Annotated in this window: 13 protein-coding genes and 1 pseudogene; 4 read left to right on the top strand and 10 right to left on the bottom strand. The window is 69.1% G+C overall.

All coding sequences use genetic code 11. From position 1 onward, the window contains the following. Window positions 1-378 (top strand): annotated as a pseudogene (locus tag VGS97_RS25545) (hypothetical protein); the annotation flags it as partial. Between the two features lie 372 nt (window positions 379-750). On the opposite strand, the gene VGS97_RS25540 reads toward VGS97_RS25545, so the two are convergent. Next, the gene (locus VGS97_RS25540; RefSeq protein WP_326856202.1) at window positions 751-2,868 is read right to left on the bottom strand and encodes a HelD family protein; all 2,118 of its coding nucleotides are present in this window, start codon (window positions 2,866-2,868) and stop codon (window positions 751-753) included. 124 nt (window positions 2,869-2,992) lie between these two features. After that, window positions 2,993-3,445: a methylmalonyl-CoA epimerase gene (gene mce / locus VGS97_RS25535; protein ID WP_326856201.1), complete on the bottom strand. Its 453-nt coding sequence runs from the start codon at window positions 3,443-3,445 to the stop codon at window positions 2,993-2,995. A 112-nt stretch (window positions 3,446-3,557) separates the two neighbouring features. Here mce and VGS97_RS25530 point away from each other — a divergent pair, with 112 nt between their 5' ends. Together VGS97_RS25530 and meaB are read left to right on the top strand one after the other, a co-directional pair. Further along, on the top strand, window positions 3,558-4,751 hold the full coding sequence (locus VGS97_RS25530; protein WP_326856200.1) for an acetyl-CoA C-acetyltransferase: 1,194 nt from the start codon (window positions 3,558-3,560) through the stop codon (window positions 4,749-4,751). Between the two features lie 110 nt (window positions 4,752-4,861). Continuing rightward, window positions 4,862-5,812: a methylmalonyl Co-A mutase-associated GTPase MeaB gene (gene meaB / locus VGS97_RS25525; protein WP_326856199.1), complete on the top strand. Its 951-nt coding sequence runs from the start codon at window positions 4,862-4,864 to the stop codon at window positions 5,810-5,812. Window positions 5,813-5,829: 17 nt separating this feature from the next. Here meaB and VGS97_RS25520 read toward each other — a convergent pair whose 3' ends face one another. From VGS97_RS25520 to VGS97_RS25485, 8 genes are all read right to left on the bottom strand, one after another. Then, window positions 5,830-6,591 (bottom strand): endo alpha-1,4 polygalactosaminidase, encoded by a 762-nt coding sequence (locus tag VGS97_RS25520; RefSeq protein ID WP_326856198.1) that lies wholly within the window; start codon window positions 6,589-6,591, stop codon window positions 5,830-5,832. Between the two features lie 173 nt (window positions 6,592-6,764). Then, window positions 6,765-7,571 carry a spherulation-specific family 4 protein gene (locus tag VGS97_RS25515; RefSeq protein ID WP_326856197.1) on the bottom strand — a complete coding sequence of 269 codons (807 nt, stop codon included), beginning with the start codon at window positions 7,569-7,571 and terminating at the stop codon, window positions 6,765-6,767. A gap of 137 nt (window positions 7,572-7,708) precedes the next feature. Then, window positions 7,709-9,151 carry a hypothetical protein gene (locus tag VGS97_RS25510; protein WP_326856196.1) on the bottom strand — a complete coding sequence of 481 codons (1,443 nt, stop codon included), beginning with the start codon at window positions 9,149-9,151 and terminating at the stop codon, window positions 7,709-7,711. Next, window positions 9,148-10,629 carry a GT4 family glycosyltransferase PelF gene (gene pelF / locus VGS97_RS25505; protein ID WP_326856195.1) on the bottom strand — a complete coding sequence of 494 codons (1,482 nt, stop codon included), beginning with the start codon at window positions 10,627-10,629 and terminating at the stop codon, window positions 9,148-9,150. The genes VGS97_RS25510 and pelF overlap by 4 nt, the downstream gene beginning before the upstream one ends. A 151-nt stretch (window positions 10,630-10,780) precedes the next feature. After that, window positions 10,781-12,937, bottom strand: a complete 2,157-nt coding sequence (locus VGS97_RS25500) for a hypothetical protein (RefSeq protein ID WP_326856194.1) — start codon at window positions 12,935-12,937, stop codon at window positions 10,781-10,783. A 414-nt stretch (window positions 12,938-13,351) separates the two neighbouring features. Then, complete coding sequence (locus tag VGS97_RS25495) at window positions 13,352-14,827, bottom strand: maltokinase N-terminal cap-like domain-containing protein (RefSeq protein WP_326856193.1); 1,476 nt, start codon at window positions 14,825-14,827, stop codon at window positions 13,352-13,354. A gap of 243 nt (window positions 14,828-15,070) precedes the next feature. After that, window positions 15,071-16,798, bottom strand: a complete 1,728-nt coding sequence (gene treS / locus VGS97_RS25490) for a maltose alpha-D-glucosyltransferase (RefSeq protein ID WP_326856192.1) — start codon at window positions 16,796-16,798, stop codon at window positions 15,071-15,073. A 118-nt stretch (window positions 16,799-16,916) separates the two neighbouring features. Further along, complete coding sequence (locus VGS97_RS25485; RefSeq protein ID WP_326856191.1) at window positions 16,917-19,247, bottom strand: alpha-1,4-glucan--maltose-1-phosphate maltosyltransferase; 2,331 nt, start codon at window positions 19,245-19,247, stop codon at window positions 16,917-16,919. Window positions 19,248-19,434: 187 nt separating this feature from the next. Here VGS97_RS25485 and glgP point away from each other — a divergent pair. Continuing rightward, on the top strand, window positions 19,435-21,255 hold a 1,821-nt coding region (gene glgP, locus VGS97_RS25480), incomplete at its 3' end, for an alpha-glucan family phosphorylase (protein ID WP_326856190.1).

The following is a 21,255-nucleotide window of genomic DNA, read 5'->3' as shown; positions in this document are numbered from 1 at the left end:
CTGGACAAGCAACTGCGCGCGCTACCCACGCTCACCCAACTGGCATTCGCAGCGGGAGCCCATCTGACGGCGGTCGCCCTGGCGCTGACCGGATCGGAAATCTTCTTGGACGATGCCCTGGCCGTACACGACTTCCCGTTCACCACACGCGAGGAGCGCACGCGTGACACCCCAACGGCCCACGCCGTGCTCGACCACCGTGACCGCCTACTGCTCGCCGAACTCTGCCGTGTCCATGACCAGCGCTGCGCAGAACCGATCACCGTCGGCGTCGTCTACGGCGCCGCCCACATGCCCGCCGTCGTCAATGGCCTAACAGACCGGTACCGCTACCGAGTGCGCGACGCGGAGTGGATGACGGTCTTCATCCCCGACTGAGTTCCCCGACTGATCGTGTCGTGCACGGGTCAGCCTGCCAGAGGGTTGGCCCAGCGCAGCCCTGGGAAACGGGCGAAGTCCGTGTCGTGCGAGCACATTTCCGCGTTGCGCCCGATGGCAATTGCCGCCAGTTGAGCGTGAGGGACGATCACCCAGGAAATGAGCCGTCCCGCGCCAGGCTATCGACGGCTCGTTACTCCATGAGGCCAGCAAGGACCACGATCGAGCAGTGATCTCGGGCCTTTTGCCGCCGAACATGAAAGACTTGAACCCGCGAACCATTCATTCGGTCGCGCATCCTCGCCCTGCGTTCTTCAGCACGCTGCCGATTCCGGGGACCGGTGGCGGCGAGGGGAAGTGTCGGCGTTGTGTTCAGAGCTCTGCGGTATTGCAGATGTAAAGGCGCTGGGTTGCGCGGGTTAGGGCCACGTACAGCGTGCGGGTGCCGGCGGGGGACTCGTGTTCGATTGCGTCGGGGTTGACGATTACGGCGGCGTCGTACTCCAGGCCCTTGGCGTCCAGGGCGTTGACGACGATGAGCCTGCCCTCCGCTTGCTCGACGCTTGGGCGGAGGGCTTCCGCTACCGCGTCGGCCGCGCTGAGGGCGGTGATCACGCCTACGGTGCCTTCGACCGCGGCGAGCGCTTCGGTGACTGCCTGGTGCACGCTTTCGCGGTGTTCGGGTGAAAAGCCGGTGGAGCGGACGGCGTCGGGGAGCGCGGCTTGCGGGGCGGCCTTCTTCGCGTACTGCGACGCGTAGGTATAGATCTCGGCCGAGTTGCGGTAGTTGGTGCGCAGCTCGTGCACGTGCCTTCGGCGGTCGCCGAGTGCGACGGTCATCGCCTGGGCGGACTCCTCGGGGTCGGGCCAGGCGGACTGGACCGGGTCGCCAACGATCGTCCAGGTGGCGCGGCGGCCGAGTCTGCCGAGTACTCGCCACTGCAAGGGCGAGAGGTCCTGTGCCTCGTCCACGATGATGTGCGCGTAGCTCTCCCTCGTCCGCTCGCGCCTGGCCGTGTCCGCGGTGCGGTCGGCCCAGGACGAGACTTCGGCGACGCCGCTGTCGGCGAACGGGTCCTCTTCCTCGTTTTCCGGGACGGGCGGGGTGCCGAGCAGTTGGGCCAGTTCGTCGAGGAGGGGGATGTCCTCGACGGCGAGGTTGTCGTCGGCCATGGTCCAGGAGCCGGCGAGTGCCTCCACCTGAGCCGGCGTCAGGCGGTGACCCGCGTGCTGGGCGAGCGTTCGCGGGTCGGCGCAGGAACGCAGCACCTCCGCGGCCGTGCGGTACGGCCACCACTCCTCGACGAAGAGCTCGAAGTCGGTACGGTCGCGCAGGTCGCGGTCGAAGATCGCCCGCTCGGTGCGGCGGCGCTCGCGCAACTCGGCGGGCAGCTGCCCCCAGGCCGCTTCGACCAGCGCGGTTTCGGCGTTCGCGCGGGCCGCGTTGGGATGCGGGTTTCGATTGAGGACTTGCTGGCGCAGGCGGTCCAGGTGGTGCGCGGCGAGTTGGACGACGTGGCCGTGGTAGGTGGTCCTGAAGTGGCGGGGAGTGCCCGGGGGCGTCGCGCGGGCGGCGCGGCCGAGCACGGGGAGGAGGTCGAGCGAGCCCTTGAGCGCGGCCAGGGCGGCCGAGTCGTGTCGGGTCGCGCGCACGCCGTCGACCAGCTCGCCGAGCGAGCGCAGCGCCGCGGTGTGCTCGCCGAGCGACGGCAGGACCTGTTCGATGTAGGACACGAATACCGCGGAGGGGCCGACGATCAGGACGCCGCCGGCTTCGAATCGCTTGCGCTCGTTGAACAGCAGGTACGCGGCGCGGTGCAGCGCCACCGCGGTCTTGCCGGTGCCGGGGCCGCCGGTGATGATCGTGGCGCCGTCTGCGGGGGAGCGGACCGCGAGGTCCTGCTCCTTCTGGATGGTCGCGACGATGTCCTGCATGGCGCTGCCGCGCTTGCGGGTCAGCGCGGCCATCAGCGCGCCGTCGCCGACGACGGTCAGGTTGAGCTCTTCGGCGCGCTCGGGGTTCAGCAGGTCGTCGTCCAGGCGGATCACCCTGGCGCCGACGCAGCGGATGGTGCGGCGGCGCACCACCTCCATCCGGTCGGTCGGGGTGGCGCGGTAGAACGCGGCGGCTGCGGGCGCCCGCCAGTCGACGACCAGCGGCTCGTACTCCTCGTCACGCACGCCGATCCGGCCGATGTGCCGCGCCCCGCCGTCGGTGAAGTCCAGCCGGCCGAAGACCAGGCCCTCCTCCTGCGCGTCGAGCCGGCGCAGCCAGACCGCCGCCTGGAAGACGATCGCGTCCCGCTCCACCAGGCCGCCCTCGTTGCCGAACAGCGCCCGCCGGTGCCCCTCGGCCTCGTAGGCGCGCGCGTGGCCGCGCATCACTTCAAGGCGCTCGTGCACTCGGTCCACGTGCCGCTGCTCGGACTCCATCTCGGCGCGCTGCGCCTGATCCGGGGAGCCGGCGCTCGTCGTGGGCTGGCGCAGCAAAGGGGTGACCTCCGATGGCACTGTAAGGGCGCGATTTGGCATCCTGAGCCGGTCTGAAGCGTCTTCAGGCAGATTCAGGCTGGGGCGGCCGAACAGTCTATCGGGGGGTGGCGACAGTTAGGGATCAGTGCGAGTTAGCGGAAGACGGCGTGGCGGCGTCCGCCGCTTGGACGAGCTCGGTGAGTACGCCGTGGCAGTCCTTGGGGTGCAGGAAGTTGATCGAGGAGTTCGACGTACCGCGCCGAGGGGCGGGGTAAAGCACGCGGACGCCGGTACGCGTCGCTTCCTCGGTGGTCGCGACGACGTCAGGCGTACCGAAGGCGATGTGGTGTACGCCCTCGCCGTGTTTCGCCAGGTATTTGGCGATCGTCGAGTCCTCGCGGGTGGGTTCGAGCAACTGGAGGTAGGAGGCGCCACCGTCGTCGGTGCCGTTGATCCGCAGCATCGCCTCGCGGACGCCCTGCTCCTCGTTCACCTCGCTGTGGACGACCTCGAAGCCGTAGGTGGTCTTGTAGAACTCGATACTCGCGTCGAGATCGCGGCAGGCGATGCCGATGTGGTCGATGCGAGTGATCATGCGTGCCTCCGTGTGGTCAAGCTGACACTGCCAAACCCTACTGGCGGGTAGCCAAATTGTGGATAGTGTCGAAGTACACACTCGACCGCCATCTCCAGGAGGCGTACCGATTATGGCCGGCTCTGTCATCGTTGCCGGAGCGCGCACCCCGATGGGCAAACTGCTCGGCGCGCTGACCCCGTTCAGCGGGGCTGATCTGGGCGGATTCGCGATCAAGGCCGCGCTTGAGCGCGCCGGGGTCGCTCCGGACCAGGTCGATTATGTGATCATGGGTCAGGTGCTACAGGCGGGCGCCGGGCAGATGCCGGCGCGGCAGTCCGCCGTCAAGGCCGGCATCCCGATGCACGTGCCCTCGCTGACTCTCAACAAGGTCTGTCTCTCCGGTCTGAACGCGATCGCGCTGGCCGACCAGCTCATCCGGGCCGGCGAGGTGGAGATCGTGGTGGCCGGTGGGCAGGAGTCGATGACCAACGCGCCGCACCTGTTGCCTAAGGCGCGGTCGGGCTTCAAGTACGGCTCGATCGAGGTGCTCGATGCGATGGCGTACGACGGCCTGACCGACTCCTTCGACCACATCCCGATGGGTGAGTCGACCGAGCGGCACGTCGGGAAGCTGGGCATCGGCCGTGAGGAGCAGGACGCCTTCGCGGCGCTCTCCCAGCAGCGTGCGGCGGCGGCGCAGAAGAACGGCCTGTTCGAGCAGGAAATCGTGCCGCTGGAGATTCCGCAGCGTAAGGGCGATCCGCTGGTCGTCAAGGACGACGAGGGCGTGCGTGGTGACACGACGGCGGAGACGCTGGCCAAGCTGCGCCCGTCGTTTGCCAAGGACGGCACGATCACCGCGGGCAACGCTTCTCCGATCTCCGACGGCGCCGCGGCCGTGGTGGTGATGTCGAAGGCGAAGGCGGAGGAACTCGGCCTGACGTGGCTGGCCGAGATCGGCGCGCACGGCATGGTGGCCGGCCCGGACAACTCGCTGCACTCGCAGCCCTCGAACGCGATCAACAAGGCGCTGGCCAAGGCCGGGCTCACCGTGGCGGACCTGGATCTGATCGAGATCAACGAGGCCTTCGCGGCGGTCGGCATCCAGTCGATGCGCGATCTCGGCGTGACCGAGGAGAAGGTGAACGTGAACGGCGGCGCGATCGCCCTCGGCCACCCGATCGGCATGTCCGGTGCGCGGCTCGTGCTGCACCTCGCCATGGAACTCCAGCGGCGCGGCGGCGGCACCGGCGCGGCGGCACTGTGCGGTGGCGGCGGGCAGGGTGACGCACTGATCGTCACGGTGCCTAAGGCGGCTGCGTGAGCGTCACGGCGGGCGGGCGTGCACAGGCGCGTGAGTCCGTGAGCGCGTGAGTGCGTAAGGCGGTTGAGGTGCCCGGAACGAGGCGTGGCTGCGTGGGTAAGGTCTGAGCTGTGACGATCGATGTCCCCGCTCTGGTGGACCGCGCGCGCAACGGCGATGCGCGTGCGGTTGCCCGCCTGGTATCTATGGTCGAAGACGGCTCGCCGTTGCTGCGCGAGGTCATGACTGCCCTTGCGCCGCACACCGGCGGGGCGTACATCGTGGGCCTCACCGGGGCGCCGGGCGTGGGCAAGTCGACCACGACCAGTGCCCTCGTCACCGAGTACCGGGCGCGCGGTCGGCGGATCGGCGTGCTCGCGGTCGACCCCTCCTCGCCGTTCTCCGGCGGCGCGCTGCTCGGCGACAGGGTCAGGATGCAGGAGCACGCGACTGACCCGGAGGTCTACATCCGCTCGATGGCCTCACGTGGACACCTCGGCGGTCTGGCCGCGACGACGCCGCAGGCGCTGCGCGTGCTCGACGCGGCAGGCTGTGAGGTCGTCTTGGTCGAGACGGTGGGCGTCGGCCAGTCCGAGATCGAGGTCGCGTCGGCGGCGGACACCGCGGTCGTGCTGCTCGCGCCGGGGATGGGCGACGGGATCCAGGCGGCGAAGGCCGGGATCCTGGAGATCGGCGACGTGTTCGTGGTCAACAAGGCCGACCGGGACGGCGCGGACGCCACCGCGCGCGAGCTGAACCACATGCTGGCGCTTGGCGAGCGGCGGGAGCCGGGCGACTGGCGTCCGCCGATCGTCAAGACGGTCGCCGCGCGCGGCGAGGGCGTCACGGAGGTGGTCGAGGCGTTGGAGAAGCACCGGGCCTGGTTGGCCGAGACCGGTCGGCTCGCCGCCAGGCGGCGGGCTCGGGCGGCTGCGGAGATCGAGGCGATCGCCTTAGCGGTGCTGCGTTCCAGATTCGGCACGTTGCACGGTGACTCGCGGCTCGCGACGCTGGCCGACCGCGTGGCGGTCGGTGAACTGGACCCGTTCACGGCGGCTGACGAGCTGTTGGCGGATGTGTGAGCGACTGCGTTAGGCCGTCAGGCTGAGTGCGCGGGGCATGGCCAGCGGGTTGCGTCGAGAGTCATGTCCTTGCGCATCGAGGACAGGCCCAGCGCGGTGGTCTGCGCGCAGAAGTCGCTCAGCGGCAGCGTGTACTCGACGTGGAAGACTGCCTTGCCCTCGGCGATGAACGGTTCGAGTTCGTCGCACTCGGTGTACTCGGCGCATTGCTCGTTGACCGCGAAGTCGAAGGACGACACCAGCTGGGGCACTTGGTCGAGGTCGTTCTTCAACCCGATGGCCAGTCCGTCGGCGTGGGCGAGCCCGGCCACCATGCGGTTGAACGCCAGTTGGTCGTCATTGGTAAGCGGAAAGCCGGTGTCGTTCTCGTAACCGTCGACGTTGTCGGCCTCGATACCGTCGAAGCCCTTGGCTGCGCAGGTCTTGAAGCGCGCCGCGATGATCGGGCGCAGCACCGTCAGCTGGCGCACGTCCAGCCAGCGCTCGCCGGGCCAGCCGTTGGGCGCGCCGACCACCGCGGGCGGGAAGAGTCGCGCGTCGGGCCGGAAGGACTCGAACGCACCGACGTTCACGTAGCAGATCACCTTGCGCCCGGCCGCGTGTAGGGCGGCGACGACCGCGGCGTCGTTCTCGGTGCCGTCGATGTCGTAGACCTGTGCGTCGACTGAGGTGTCCACGGGCTCGGTGAGCTGCCACTGCCAGGTCAGGCCGGGCCTCGGCTGCCAGATCGGTCGGCCGGACGTCTGTGGTGCGGGCGTCGGCGCGGGTGAGAGGGGCATTGATTGCGTAGGTTGCGTAGGCGCGGGGGCGATGGTGTTCGAGGTGCGGGACAGGTTCGGGTGTGGGGAGCAGGCCGCTGTCGACGCCGCTAGGAGCGCCATGACTGATCCTGCTAGGAGCGCGTTGGCTTTGGCTGATGTCACTCGGAGCGTTTTGGCCGGTGCGGCGTGGACTAGGCGGCCACGTGCTCGAACAGCGGGCTGAGGCTGCCCCACGGATTCGCTCCCGACAGTTGGGTGACGTAGACGGCTCCGGCGTGGCGCCCCCGCGCGCCGTCGCGTACCGCGGCCAGTTCGGCGAGCGGCGCGCTGTGGACCAGATGACAGAAGCGCTCCGGCGGGTGATGCCGAGTCCATTCTGCGACGATATGATCACCGTACGCGACCCATGGACCTTCGAAGGTGATCACCATGTCGGCCAGTTCGGCGTATTCGGGTGCGGGGGTCGTGCCGGGATTGAGCGCGATGTGGTCGACGCCCATCTCGCGTGCGGCGGCGATGAGGCGGCGGTAGTGCGCGACGTGCTCGGGGCCGGTCGGTACCTGGTCGAGGAAGCCGCCGCGCAGGCCGTACCAGGATTGGTAGGCCGCGAGTTCGCGGAGTACGGCCGAACCGGAGCGTCTGCCGTAGCCGGTGTCCACGTATCCGACGACCTCGCCTCCGGCGGCGTGAATCGCGGCGATGGGTTCGGCGTACCTGGCGTCGATGGCGTGGCCGGGGCCGGAGTCCGGATTGAGGATGGCGAAGGCGAGGTTCTGGCCGAGTTCGGCGAGTGTGTTCCAGCTGTCCGGGTGGTCTGTTGGGTGGAAATAGGCTGGTACGACGAATCGTGGCGTTGAGGTGGGTGGTGGTGATGTGGGCGACTGGGGTGTGGACGACGGGAGTATGAGGGGTGGGAGTGTGAGTGACGGAGGTACGAGTAGTGGGGGTGTGAGTGGCGGCGGAGTTGGTGACGCGGGTGCGGGTGATGTGGGTGACATGGGTGTGGGTGTGGGCGATGCATGTGCGGACAGCGCGTGTGTAGACAGTGCGGGTGCGGGTGATGCGTGTGCGGATGTGGGTGTGGGTGTGGGTGTGGGTGTGGGGGATGCGGGTGTGAGTGGTGGGGGTGTGATTGTCATAGGTGGACCCACGGGCGGGCGGTTGCGTCGGCGGCGCGGATGGCTACCAGTGCGGTGAACTCGGCGGCGAGTGCGACGAGGATGGCGGTGTCGTGGCTCGGCAGGGCGACCACTGTCGCGATCAGGGTGGCGCCGATCGGCCACAGCGCTGCTTTCGCGTCGATGCCACGCAGGAACAGCACGGCGAGCAGCCCAGGAGCCAGTACGACCGTGTAAAGGTAGAGGTCGAAGGCGCCGGGAGAACCCCGGTCGAACAACAGGTAGGCCGTGGCTGCCAACGCGGACGTGGTTGCGGTCTTGCGCAGCAGTGCGAGCATGAGCAGGCGCGTGGCCGGCTGCGGGAACTGTGCCGGGTCGGCCAGGGTGAACAGCAGGAGGCTCACGCGTCGCTGGTACCAGCGTGCGTGCCACTCGCCGACACCCATGCTGAGAGTGAGCATGATGGCGGCGTGTAACGCGACGAGTCCGTGCCCTGTCGTGATCGGTCCGGCGAGCACGACGGTGATCAGTGCACCGATGCCTAGGCCCGACAACGCATGCGGTACGAGGTCGCGCATCTCACGCTGCGTCACTTCCGGCTCGGCGGCTTTCTCGGTGCGCGTGATCCAGAGCATGAACGTGATCGCTACGGCGGTGGAGGTCTGGGAGCCGACCAGGGCCACGTCAGCGGACGCGCCGGACGCCGTGGCGACCGCGCCGAGCACCGCCGGACCGAGCGTGGCGGCCAACTGGAACTCAAGGCCGAGCACCAGCGCCGGTATGGCGGCGAGCGAGAACCACAGGCTGAGTGCCGCCGGGACGAGCGCGGTCAGCGGGGTGCCGAGCATCAGTTCCATCCCGCCGAGCAACCACACGGAGATGAGCAGGGCGTGCACCGTGCCAACGCGCAGAATCCGCCGCGCCGCAGGCCGGTCGGCAGCGTTCAGCCGAGCGTAGGCGAGGTGCGCGATGCCCTGGCCGTAGCCCCAGGCGAGCACCTGGACGACGGCCAGCGTGACGCGCGCGATCCCGTTCACGTCGGCCACCAGGAACGCCATCGCGGACAGCGACGGCGTGGCGAACAGCAGTCCGCGCAGGATGGCACGGGCCGTGCCGGTCGGCGCCGATGGCGGCGAGGGATGGGGCGGGTCGAGGTCCCGGGGCACCCTGCGGTGCAACTCCTCGGCCAACGCGAACAGGTCGGGTAGGCCGAAGCGTTCCCAGGCCGTCCGGTCGTTGTACCCTTCCGCTTCCAGCCCCGCGACGATCGCGAGCGGATCCACCGCGCTCCGGCAGAGGTCTGCCAGGCTCAACGCGAGCCGGTCCACTGCGTCAAGAGACTCGCTGTACTCATGACCGGTACGCGGCGGCGCGGGACGGTAACGCACATTGCTGTACCCGGTGGCGAACGCGGGCTGGTGCATGCCATACGGTGCGGTAAGCAGCGACGGTGCGCTCATGCGGCCAATCCGGTCCTTAGCGGCCGTTGCTGCGACGGTGCGCCCGACTTGGCCGGTGGGGCGACGTAGGTGGCGGACATGGCGACAGTGCGGTAGATCTCATCGAAGGTGTCTACCGCGCGCGTGATGGTGAACAGCTCCAGGGCTCGCTCACGGGCAGCCAGGCCGAGTGCACGTCGCCGGTCGTGGTCGGTGAGCAACGTCAGGCAGGCTTGTGCGAGTTCCGACGGTTTGCGCGGCGGGACCACCAAGCCGGTGTCACCGATCGCCTCGCCGACGCCACCGACGTCCGTGCCCACGTTGGGGCGGCCGCAGGCCATCGCTTCGAGCACAGTGAACGGCAGCCCCTCCGAGATCGAGGACAGCACGACGACCTGCCCGGCGGCGTAGGCCTCGCTCACCGCGCTGCTCGGGCCCTCGAAGACGACCGCTCGCTCGATCCCGAGCTGCTTGACCAGCGCCAGGCACTCTTCGAGGTACCACTCACCGCCCGGCGGGGCGCCGCCGAAGAGCCGCAGCCGTGCGGCGGGCAGCTCTTCCAGCACGAGCGCGAACGCGCGCAGCAGCGTGTGCAGGTCCTTGAGCGGATCGATCCGGCCGACGAACACCAGCGTCGGCTCGTCCGGCTCGCTCTCGGCCGGCGGGAAGCGCTCCGGATCGACGCCGTTGTAGACCGTGCGCAGCTTCGCCGGATCCGCGCCGAGGCGCTTCTCCCAGCGCTGGTTGTACTCGTTGCATGGCGTGATCAGGTCGGCGTTGCGATACCCGGTCTCGCACAGCCGCCGGGTGAACGCGGCGACGATCGACTTGACCGGCCATCCCAGTTGCTCGCTGCCCAGCGCGAGATAACGCTCGCGCAGGTACACGCCATGCTCGGCAATGATCAGCGGAGTGCCGTGCGTCCATTTCGCGGCCAGCCCGACGAGCGCAGCCAAACCGTTGGACACCGTGTGCGTGACGTCGGCGTCCGGCGGCTGGAAGGCGAGCGGACGCAACGCGTGCTCGATCAGGTCGAGCGCGGCGAGGGCGTCCGCGAGGCGTAAGTCGGGTGCTCCGTCATGAAACCGATGCCAGAACGTGGCGAGCGCTTTAGCCATCGTGTCGGTGCGTAACACCTCGCCTAGATCTGTGAGGCGGCGTGCCTGGAAGAAGAGCTCGAACAGCGCGGACTCGAACTGCTCGCTCGCCTCCGGAGCGTGGCTGAGCGTCGCGTCGAGCAGAGCGATGGCGGCGGAGGGGTCGGGCCGCCGGGCGATCCGGCGCTGCGGGGCCGGGCGCCGCATGGTCCAGATCGGCAGCGAACGCACCGAGACGACGTTCTGCGGCCGTTCGTACACTGCGGGCTCGCGGCCAGTAGCAGTCAGCGCGACGACGTGAAAGCGGTGTCCGCGCAGACCTCTGATCATTTGGTCACACCAGACCGAAACGCCGCCGCGGACGTGCGGATACGTCCCTTCGGCGACAAGCAGGATCTCCATATGCTTCGTTCCCCCCTGGACGAATGGCGATGTGATGCGGTGTGGCGTGATGCTGTGCGGTGTGAGTAGGTGCGGTGCGTGTGGGCTGCGCGCGAGTGCTCGGGGGCGTCGCTGACGGCGCAGCGCCTCCGAGCACTCGGGCGGGTCGGGTTTACTGCGGACCGAACAGCAGGCCGGAGTAGCCGGGCAGCAGCAGGGTGAAGCCGTTGCCCTGGGACTCCTTGTAGGCGGACAGCTCGCTCGCGTACGAGGAGCCGTACGGGCTCGCGCCGAGGTTGCCGCCGAGCAGGCCGGGGTTCTTCGTCCCGTTCGGCGAGGTCACCGGCACGTCGAGGCCGCTCGGGGCGGTGACGTGGATCTTCCCGCCCTGCACGTAGCCCGAGACGGTACCGGCGGCGATAGCCGCGGCCCACGCGGACTGCTGCTGGAGCGTCTGGCCCTCGGCGGCGAGCGTCTGCTCGACGATCGGTGCGTTCGCGGCGAACTCGGATCGGTAGTCGCCGAGGATCGCGTTCAGCGCCGGGTACAGGATCCGGTCCTGCGAGAGGTTCGACTGGTGCACGTAGGTCGGCCGCGGGTCGTTCGCGGTGATGTGGCTCAGCGCGATGCGCGCCTCGGTCGGCACGATGTAGCTCGTGTACCCGGTGTTCGGGTCCAGCGGGCTGATGCAGGTCGAGGTCGGGTTGTTCTCGCAGATGCCCGAGCCGCCGTTCGCGGCCGAGGTGTAGATCCAGTTGTATTCGTTGATCTCGTCCGAGACCGTCGCGGCGTTGTAGTACACGTTCATCGGGTGCCGCGGCACGGTCAGCGTCGAAGTGCCTACCGCGCGCTGGTTCGGCTCACGGGAAGCATCCGAGCCGGTCCATGCGACGCGTTGCGCGGCCAGCGCCGGGGCGAGGTTCGGGTTGTCGGCCGGCTGCTGTGGCAGCGTCATGAGGCCCGAGTGCTCGCCGGTCACCAGTTCGCTCGCGTTGACCGAGAAGCCCTTGCTGCGGGCCCAGTCGACGTTGCTGGAGATCTGCGAGGTGATGTCCGACTGCGGAACCCAGACGACGTTGCCGCTCGCGTCGGTCTGGCACGACCAGGGGATGGTGGTCAGATTCTGCTGGCAGCCCAGGAACTCGTGCGAGTAGGTGTGGTTCAGCCACTCCAGGACGCCGGACCTGTTCGCCTGCCACGCGGTCAGCAGCGGGTCCGAGCCGGTCGCGGCGACCTGGTCGTCCGAGCCGCCGCCGTTGAAGAGCATGGTCAGCTTGTAACTGTTGGCGTTCTCCCAGTTCACCTCGTACGTCACGTCGTCCGGGGTCATCCGGCTCGGCGTGGTGTCCGGGGTGCCCGCCGGGCAGATCGTGTCACTCGGCGTGCAGTGGCCGGTCTGCGACCACTCGGCGTCCGGCAGGAAGGTGTCGTCGACGTCGACGGTGAAGTAGTTGCGGTCGTAGCCGAAGTGCACGCCCTGCGTCGCCCAGGTGATGAATCCGTGCGCGAGCGCCCGGAACTGCGCCTGGTTGGCGTTGTAGGCGAAGGTGTTGACCAGTTCGCTGCGACCGCCCGAGGTGTAGACGCCGGACAGCACGCCCTGCGTCGAGCTGCCTGGAATGGCCATCGTGACCAGCGGGTCGAAGGTGGTGCCGGTCGCCGGGTTCGGCGTGCCGAGGTAGCCGTAGGACTCCGAGACGGTCGGGTCGATGTCCTCGAACGGCACGCTGCCGGTCAGGTACGGGAACGCGTTCGCGGTCCCGTCGGCGGTGACGTTGGCGGTCATCCCGTCCAATGTGCCGGCGAAGCTCGGGTAGTTCAGGCCGACAGCCGGCGTCGGGTACAGGTAGGCGTCGATCTGGCGGACCGAGTACGTGGCCTCATACGCGCCCAGCGCTGCGGTCTCGGCGCTCGACAGCTGCGTGGGCGCGTTGTTCGGCAGCACCACCGCCTCGAAGTGCGCCTCCGGTGCGCCGCCGGCGGATCCGGCCAGGTACGCGGCGGTCAGCTGCTGCCGGTTCGGATCGTTCAAATCGAGCAGTGTGTAAGGAACGCCTTCGGTGCCCAACTCGGTGCGGATCGCCTCGACCGGTGCGGATCCGTCGGTCACGACGAGAACCCGCAGGTCGACCCGGTCTCCGGAGGGGAACGAGGTCGAACCGGAGGTGGCCGCACCGTGTGAGGCTGCACTGTATGAGGCCGCTTGAGATGCGGTTGCTTGCAGCGGGACGAGCGCGACGGCACTCAACGCCGCGGCGGTCAGCCCGATGAACGGCCAGACATGGCCGTGCGCCGGGCGGCCGGGCGGTTTGCGGGCATGGCGGAGCAAGGAGTCCCCCCTCTGTAATCGGATGTTCTGACGTTCGGATCGGTCATGTATGGGTCGGACTAACGCCGTGACGCGCGATTCCATCCCACCCGACGGTCACCGTAAGCGACTGCGCGTGCAGACGCTACCGAAACATGGAAGCAATTCATCCGAAGGTATGGACTACTGATAACAAAAATCGATTCCGCGGAAAAGAAGTACGCCCGGCGCACTCTCGCCGGTACGGTCCGCGCTCGTAGTACCAGGGCGTGAGACGGCGCTGGCACGCGGCCCGGGCATCCCGTAATCGACTTCGTAATTCTGTGCGAAGTTCCGCGCGATCGGTTCTGTTGCGAAAGAACCTAACAAAATGAATGGACGCCCGCAGTCGGTGCGAACATTTCAGCTAATGTGTTGTCGAAACGCTGCCGGGAGTCAAGCCCTCGCGGACAGACGTGCGCAGGCACCCATCGGAATGGGCAGCCAGGACGGGCGGTTCGCCGCCTCGTATCCGACCTCGTACACGGCCTTGTCGATCTCGAACGCGCGTAGCACCGCGGACTCGGCGCGCGGGTCGTAGCCGATCACCTCGGCGTAGCCACGGCAGAACGCGTCGCGGTTGCGCGCCGCCCACTCGGCCGCGCGTACCCTCATCAGTTCGGTCGCGCCGGGCGGCTCGGCGGACTGCGGAGCGAGCGTGGCGAGCAGGTGGTGCGCCGCGTAGTCGAACGAGCGCAGCATCCCGGCGATGTCCTTGAGCGGGCTGGCCGGGGCGCGCCGCTCGGCCAGCGAGCGCGCCGGCTCGCCCTCGAAGTCGAGCAGGATCCAGCCGGTGACGGTCCGCATCGCCTGGCCGAGGTGGTAGTCGCCGTGCACGCGCTGCACCGGCAGCGGGCCGCTCAGCGTGGCGAGCCGGTCTATCGCCTCGCCGAGACCCGGCGCGTACCGGCGCAGCTGCGGTACCCGACGCACCGTCGCATCGAGCTGCCGCCGCATGCTCTCGGCCAGCTGCGCGATCTCCTCCGGCTCAAGCCAGCCGGTCGGCAGCGTGTTGGCCAGCGCACGGTGCACCCGCGCGGTGGCCATCCCCAGGCGGTGCGCCTCGGGGGCGAAGTCGGCCCCGGCGCGCGCCGCCGAGAGGTCGGGCTCCGCCTGGAACAGGTCGCGCACACTGGTCAGCGCGAGCGCCCAGCCGTCGGTGGCACTGGGCAGGAACGGCTGGAGGGTCAGCAGGGTGATCGGTTCGGCCGCCTGCGGGTCGGCGAACTCGGCCCAGCCGATCGGCGGTGCTATGTGCGGGGACTCGGCCACCCCGAGGGCGAGGCCCAGTTCCAGCTCCGGGCTGCGCCCCGGCGCGGGGCGGCGGAAGACCTTGGCGATGTACTGGTCGCCGTACACCAGCGAGGAGTTCGACTGCTCGCCGGTGAGCACCAGCGCGCGCAGGTCGGTGTGCAGGATCTGGCCGGCCAGCCGGTCGAAGCGCAGCGGGCCGACCTCGTCGCGCGCGGCGATCCGCTCCAGCAGCCACCCGGCCAGCTGAGCGTCGTGCAGCCCGTCGTAGCAGAACCCGCCGAGCTCCGGCACCGCGGTGTCCGGATCGCCGATCACCGCGTGCCGCAGCCAGTGCGGCAGCGAGCGGCGCACCCCCACGAACACCTGGTAGGTCTGCGGCAGCTCGTCGTTCTTCGGGCCGTCCTCGTACGTCACCTCGGCCAGCACGTGCCACAGCCGCGGATCGTCGCCCTCGGCGCCGACCGCCGACAGGCACGAGGCGAGCGTGACGGCGTCGATCCGCCGTCCCTTGCCGCCGAACCACCGCTGCTCGGGCAGCCAGCCGGCCAACAGCTCGGCAAGGCGCTCGGCGAAACGGCCGTTCAGCGCGGGATGGGCCATGTCGATCGTCGACGTCATCGTCGGTCATCCTTTCGGCCTTGGCTTGTGGGAGCGGCGCCGTGTCCTGCCGTCCGAACCACGTTCGTCCGACCGAAGCCGAGTTCCCCGCCTGGGCCCTGTTCTACCAGTACCAGCAGGTGTGTCCCTCGGCACTTCGGCACCGCGCCTCCTACCCTCCTTTCGGCGCCGTAACGGACGCGCCGACAGGATTCCCAGCTCGGCGAACTCAACTGGGCACTACTACTCCCCGCACGCCCTCCGCTACGCGCGCTGCAACTTGAACCAGTAGAACCCGTGACCGCTCAGCGTGAGCAGGTACGGCAGCTCACCGATCTTCGGGAAGTGCACCCCGCCGATCAGCTCGACCGGCTCGATCGCCTGGAAGGCGCGCAGGTCGAGCTCGGTGGGCTGCGGGAAGCGGGAGAGGTTCATCACGCACAGCACGAGATCGTCCTCGCGGCCCGCACCGCGCGGCGCGTCGTCGGCCGGCAGTTCGCGGATGAACGCCAGCACCGACGGGTTCGTCGAGCCGAGTTCCTGGAAGGTGCCCAGGCCGAAGGCCAGGTTCTGCCGCCGGATCTCGATCATGCGCTTGGTCCAGTGCAGCAGCGAGGAGGTGCTGGCCATCTGCGCCTCGACGTTGGTGGACTGGTACCCGTAGACCGCGTCCATGATCACCGGCAGGTACAGCCGTCCGGGATCGCTGGAGGAGAAGCCGGCGTTGCGGTCCGGCGTCCACTGCATCGGGGTGCGCACGCCGTCCCGGTCGCCGAGCCAGATGTTGTCGCCCATCCCGATCTCGTCCCCGTAGTACAGCACCGGGGAGCCGGGCAGCGAGAGCAGCAGCGCGGTGAACAGCTCGATCTGCCGCCGGTCGTTCTCCAGCAGCGGGGCGAGCCGCCGGCGGATGCCCACGTTCGCCTTCATCCGCGGGTCCTTGGCGTACTCGGCGTACATGTAGTCGCGCTCCTCGTCGGTGACCATCTCCAGGGTCAGCTCGTCGTGGTTGCGCAGGAAGATCCCCCACTGGCAGTTCGCCGGGATGGCCGGGGTCTGGGCCAGGATCTCCGAGATCGGGTAGCGCGACTCGCGGCGCACCGCCATGAAGATGCGCGGCATCACCGGGAAGTGGAACGCCATGTGGCACTCGTCGCCGCCGACCGCCGGGTCGCCCAAGTAGTCGACCACGTCGCTCGGCCACTGGTTCGCCTCGGCCAGCAGCACGGTGTCCGGGTACTCCGAGTCCACCATCTTGCGCACCTTCTTCAGGAACTGGTGCGTGGCCGGCAGGTTCTCGCAGTTGGTGCCCTCCTGCTGGTACAGGTACGGCACCGCGTCCAGCCGGAAGCCGTCGATGCCCAGGTCGAGCCAGAACCGCAGCGCCGCCAGGATCTCCGCGTGCACCTTGGGGTTCTCGTAGTTCAGGTCCGGCTGGTGCGAGAAGAAGCGGTGCCAGTAGTACTGCTTGCGCACCGGGTCGAAGGTCCAGTTCGAGGTCTCGGTGTCGATGAAGATGATGCGCGCGTCGGCGTACTGCTTGTCGTCGTCGGCCCACACGTAATAGTCGGCGTACGGGCCGTCGGGGTCGTTGCGCGATGCCTGGAACCACGGGTGCTGGTCGCTGGTGTGGTTCACGACGAAGTCGATGATGACCCTTATGCCCCGTGCGTGCGCCTGCTCGACGAACGCGACGAAGTCGCCCAGGTCGCCGAACTCCGCGAGGACGTCGGTGTAGTCGGACACGTCGTACCCGCCGTCGCGCAGCGGGGATTTGAAGAACGGCGGCAGCCAGATGCAGTCGACGCCCAGCCACTGCAAGTAATCGAGCTTCGCGGTCAACCCCTTCAGGTCGCCGGTGCCGTCGTTGTTCGAGTCGTGGAAGGAGCGGACCAGGACCTCGTAGAAGACGGCGCGCTTGAACCAATCCGGATCGCGTTCGCTCTTGGGCAGGTCGAGCGGTGAATCGGCGACGGGTTCGTTGACGATCACGGTCACTCCAGTTGTGCCGGGAGCACCATGTGGTGCGCGGATGAGGGTGGATGGCCACGGCCGCCGACCCGCTCGTGAACCGCGCCGCGATCCGGCCCGGTCCTCCGGGATCAGAGCCCTACCTGATCCTGGTGAGCACGTGGGCGGGCTGTGTGTGCGGGTCGAGCCGGATGTAGTTGTCCCGGCCCCACTGGTAGGTCTCCCCGGTCAGCTGGTCGCGTACGGTGAATTCCTGGTCCCAGCCGAGGCCGAGCGCGTACGGGTCCAGGGAGACGATGGCCTCGACCGTGTTGCGCGGATCGAGATTGACGACGACCAGGACCAGGTCGGCGGCAGTGCGCTTGGAGTAGCACAGCACAGCATCGTTGTCTGCGTGGTGAAATTTGAGATTACGTAACCCTTGCAGTGCAACGTGTTCACGCCGCACCGCGTTTAGCCGGGCCAGGAACGGTGCGAGGGAGCGTCCCTCCGCCTCCGCGGTGGCCCAGTCGCGCGGTCTGAGCTGGTACTTCTCCGAGTTCAGATACTCCTCGCTGCCCGGCCGCACCGGGGTACCTTCGCAGAGCTCGTATCCGGAGTAGACCCCCCAGGCGGGGCTCAGCGTGGCGGCGAGGACCGCTCTGATCTTGAAACCCGGGCGTCCCGACGTCTGAAGGTATTCGTGCAGGATGTCGGGGGTGTTGACGAACAGATTCGGGCGTAAGAACGACGGGGTGCCGTTCGACAGCTCGGTCAGGTAGTCCTGTAGTTCGGACCTGGAGTTGCGCCAGGTGAAGTACGTGTACGACTGGTGGAAGCCGATCTTGGCGAGCGTTTGCATCATCGCCGGGCGGGTGAAGGCCTCGGCCAGGAAGAGCACGTCCGGGTCGGTGGCGTGGATGCGTTCGAGCAGCCGCTCCCAGAAGATCACCGGCTTGGTGTGCGGGTTGTCCACCCGGAAGATGCGCACGCCGTGGCCCATCCACAGCCGCAGGATCCGCTCGCACTCCTCCAGGATCGCCGGGAGCACGCCGGGACCGTCGAAGTCCAGCGGGTAGATGTCCTGGTACTTCTTCGGCGGGTTCTCCGCGTAGGCGATGGTGCCGTCGACGCGGTGCGCGAACCAGTCGGGGTGCTTCTCCACCCAGGGGTGGTCGGGCGAGCACTGGAGCGCGAAGTCCAGCGCGACCTCCATGCCGAGCCGGCCGGCCCGCTCGACGAAGTGGTCGAAGTCGGCGAAGGTGCCCAGGTCGGAGTGGATGGCGTCGTGCCCGCCCTCGGCCGAGCCGATCGCCCAGGGCGAGCCGACGTCGAACGGACCGGCGGTGGGCGTGTTGTTCGGGCCCTTGCGGTACGCCGTGCCGATCGGGTGGATCGGCGGCAGGTACACCACGTCGAAGCCCATCGCGGCGATGGCCGGGAGTCGCTCGGCGGCTGTGCGCAGCGTGCCGGAGACCGGCGGGGTCTGCCCGGTCGGGTCGACCCGCGCGCCCTCGGACCGGGGGAACATCTCGTACCAGGAGCTGAACAGCGCGCGCGTCCGGTCGACGCGCAGCGGGCACCGCTCGCTCTCGGTCAGCTGGTCGCGCACCGGCCGGGCGGCCAGCGCCTCGTGCACCCGCTCGTCCTCGACGGCGCTGAGCCGGCCCGTGGCGGGGATCGTGCTGTTGCGCAGCAGATCGGCGGTGTTCAGGAGCAGTACCACCGCCGGATCCGCCGGGTCGGCGACGTGTGGTGCCAAGTCGTCTGACGCCGGTTCGGCCGACTCGACGTCCTCGCTCGCGGCATCCCCGGACAGTGTGATGAAACCTGCGGCCGACTGCGCCCGGCGCTGCGTCGTGGCCTCGACCGTGCCCTCGCCCTCGACTGTGCCCCTGACAGCCGCTGTGACTACCCGCTCGATGACCACTTCGACCGTGGCGCTGTGCGCGTCGGCTGACGTGAATGATGCAGAGGTGGCGCTTGTGTTACTTGTGGGGCGCGTGGGACTTGGGAGCCCCGCTCCTTCTGTGTCAATCTTGTTACGTATTCCGCGCGGCGCCTGGTCGCTTCGAGCCGCCCCGGGGCCGGTGACCGCGACGGTCGCCGCCGCGCGTTCGAGCAGCCTGGCGCCCTCCTCGCAGACCAGCTCGACGTCGATGCCCGCCGGAATCTTCACCCGTGCGGCGTGAAACCAGGTGGCGATCGGGTCCGACCAGGCCTCCACGTGGAAGGTCCACTCGCCGCGGCGGTCCGCGGCCACCTCGGCGCTGTACCGGTCGGTGCCGGGGGCCAGCTCCCGCATCGGCGTCCACGGCCCGCGTTCGCCATCGGGGCCGGTGAGGACCACGTTCGCGGCGACCGCGTCGTGCCCTTCGCGGAACACCGTCGCGGTGACGGCGAACGCTTCGCCGGGCACCGCCTTCGCCGGGCGGGCGCCGTCGAGGACCCGGGGCTGGACGTCGACGACGGGGATGCGTCCGATGCTCATGCGGGATTCATATCCGATTTCGCGCGGTGCACGCGAGACGGCTCGTTGCCGTCTCGCCGGGACGCGGAACCGCCGCGACGGGCGTGCTCCGATCGGGGGGGCGTTCGGGAGTGCACGGCAGCGCGAGGGCCAAGAAGAAACGAGATCGTGTCGCGAACATCGTTGAGCAGCCGCTACTGTCCCGACCATGAGGGCTATCCGACGATTCACCGTCCGTACCGTGCTTCCCGAACCGCTCGCGCCGCTCGCCGAACTCGCGGCGAACCTGCGGTGGTCGTGGCACGCCCCCACCAGGGACCTCTTCGCCGCAGTGGATGCCAAGCAGTGGGAGGCCGTCGGCGGGGACCCGGTGCGCCTGCTCGGCGCGGTGCGGACCGAGCGGCTGGCGATACTGGCTGCGGACGGCCGGTTCACCGCGCGGATCGCCGACGCCGCCGCGAACCTGCGCGCCTACCTGACCGAGCCGAAGTGGTACCAGACGCTGACCGACGCCCCGCGCTCGATCGCGTATTTCTCCCCCGAGTACGGCATCACCGCCGTCCTGCCGCAGTACTCCGGCGGCCTCGGCATCCTGGCCGGCGACCACCTGAAGGCCGCCTCGGACCTCGGCGTGCCGATCATCGGGGTGGGCCTGCTGTACAAGCACGGCTACTTCCGCCAGTCGCTCTCCCGCGACGCCTGGCAGCTGGAGACCTATCCGCTGATCGACCCGGACAACATGCCGCTGACCAAGCTGCGCGAGCCGGACGGCGGCGCGGTGCAGGTGACCATCGGCCTGCCGGACCTGCGGGAGCTGGTGGCGCAGGTGTGGCTGGCGCAGGTCGGCCGGGTGCCGCTGCTGCTGCTCGACACGGACATCGAGGAGAACGCGGACGGCGGTCGTGAGGTCACCGACCGGCTGTACGGCGGCACCAGCGAGCACCGGCTGCACCAGGAGATGCTGCTCGGCATCGGCGGCATCCGCGCCGTGCGCGCCTACTGCCGGATCAGCGGCGTCCCGGAGCCCGAGGTCTACCACACCAACGAGGGCCACGCCGGCTTCCTCGGCGTCGAGCGGATCAGGGAGCTGACCGAGGAGCGCGGCCTGGACTTCGGCACCGCGCTGGCCGCGGTCCGCTCGGGCACGCTGTTCACCACGCACACCCCGGTGCCCGCCGGGATCGACCGGTTCTCGCACGACCTGGTCGCCAAGCACTTCGGCGGCGACAACCAGGCGCCCGGGGTGCGGGTCGAGGAGATCCTCGGCCTCGGCGCGGAGAACTACCCGGGCGGCGACCCGGGCACGTTCAACATGGCGGTGATGGGCCTGCGGCTGGCTCAGCGCGCCAACGGGGTCTCGATACTGCACGGCGCGGTCTCCCGGGAGATGTTCGGCGGGCTGTGGCCCGGCTTCGACTCGCCGGAGGTGCCGATCGCCTCGGTGACCAACGGCGTGCACGCGCAGACCTGGGTGCACCCGGCGGTCTTCGAGCTGGCCGAGCGCGAGCTCGGTCCCGGCGCGCTGGTTGACGAGCCGTTCGCCGCGGTAGACCGGCTCTCCGACAAGGCGATCTGGGAGATCCGCAGCCTGCTGCGCGCGTCGCTGGTCGAGGAGGCGCGGCGCCGGGTCAAGGAGTCCTGGATCGGCCGGGGCGCCTCCGAGGCCGAGCTCGGCTGGACCGCGGACGTGCTCGACCCGGACGTGCTGACCATCGGCTTCGCCCGGCGGGTGCCCTCGTACAAGCGGCTGACCCTCATGCTGCGCGACCGCGAGCGGCTCACCCGGCTGCTGCTGCACCCGGAGCGCCCGATCCAACTGGTGGTCGCGGGCAAGGCGCACCCTGCCGACGAGGGCGGCAAGCGGCTCATCCAGGAGCTGGTGCGGTTCGCCGACGAGCATCACGTGCGCCACCGGATCGTCTTCCTGCCGGACTACGACATGGCGATGGCCCAGTCGCTGCTGCCCGGCTGCGACGTGTGGCTGAACAACCCGCTGCGGCCGCTGGAGGCCTGCGGCACCTCCGGGATG

The sequence above is a fragment of the Actinocrinis sp. genome, assembly GCF_035946395.1.
In the GTDB taxonomy this organism is placed as follows: Bacteria; Actinomycetota; Actinomycetes; order Streptomycetales; family Catenulisporaceae; genus Actinocrinis.
The sequence above is the reverse complement of the archived record's forward strand: the minus strand, read 5'-3'. Positions and strand labels throughout refer to the sequence as shown.

What these genes read in the sequence shown, in the direction of transcription:
- VGS97_RS25520 (WP_326856198.1), bottom strand. Translation starts at nt 6,591, where the DNA reads ATGCCCCTCTCACCCGCGCCGACGCCCGCACCACAGACGTCCGGCCGA.
- mce (WP_326856201.1), bottom strand. Translation starts at nt 3,445, where the DNA reads ATGATCACTCGCATCGACCACATCGGCATCGCCTGCCGCGATCTCGAC.
- VGS97_RS25510 (WP_326856196.1), bottom strand. Translation starts at nt 9,151, where the DNA reads ATGAGCGCACCGTCGCTGCTTACCGCACCGTATGGCATGCACCAGCCC.
- VGS97_RS25485 (WP_326856191.1), bottom strand. Translation starts at nt 19,247, where the DNA reads ATGAGCATCGGACGCATCCCCGTCGTCGACGTCCAGCCCCGGGTCCTC.
- VGS97_RS25495 (WP_326856193.1), bottom strand. Translation starts at nt 14,827, where the DNA reads ATGACGTCGACGATCGACATGGCCCATCCCGCGCTGAACGGCCGTTTC.
- VGS97_RS25515 (WP_326856197.1), bottom strand. Translation starts at nt 7,571, where the DNA reads ATGTCACCCACATCACCCGCACCCGCGTCACCAACTCCGCCGCCACTC.
- VGS97_RS25530 (WP_326856200.1), top strand. Translation starts at nt 3,558, where the DNA reads ATGGCCGGCTCTGTCATCGTTGCCGGAGCGCGCACCCCGATGGGCAAA.
- pelF (WP_326856195.1), bottom strand. Translation starts at nt 10,629, where the DNA reads ATGGAGATCCTGCTTGTCGCCGAAGGGACGTATCCGCACGTCCGCGGC.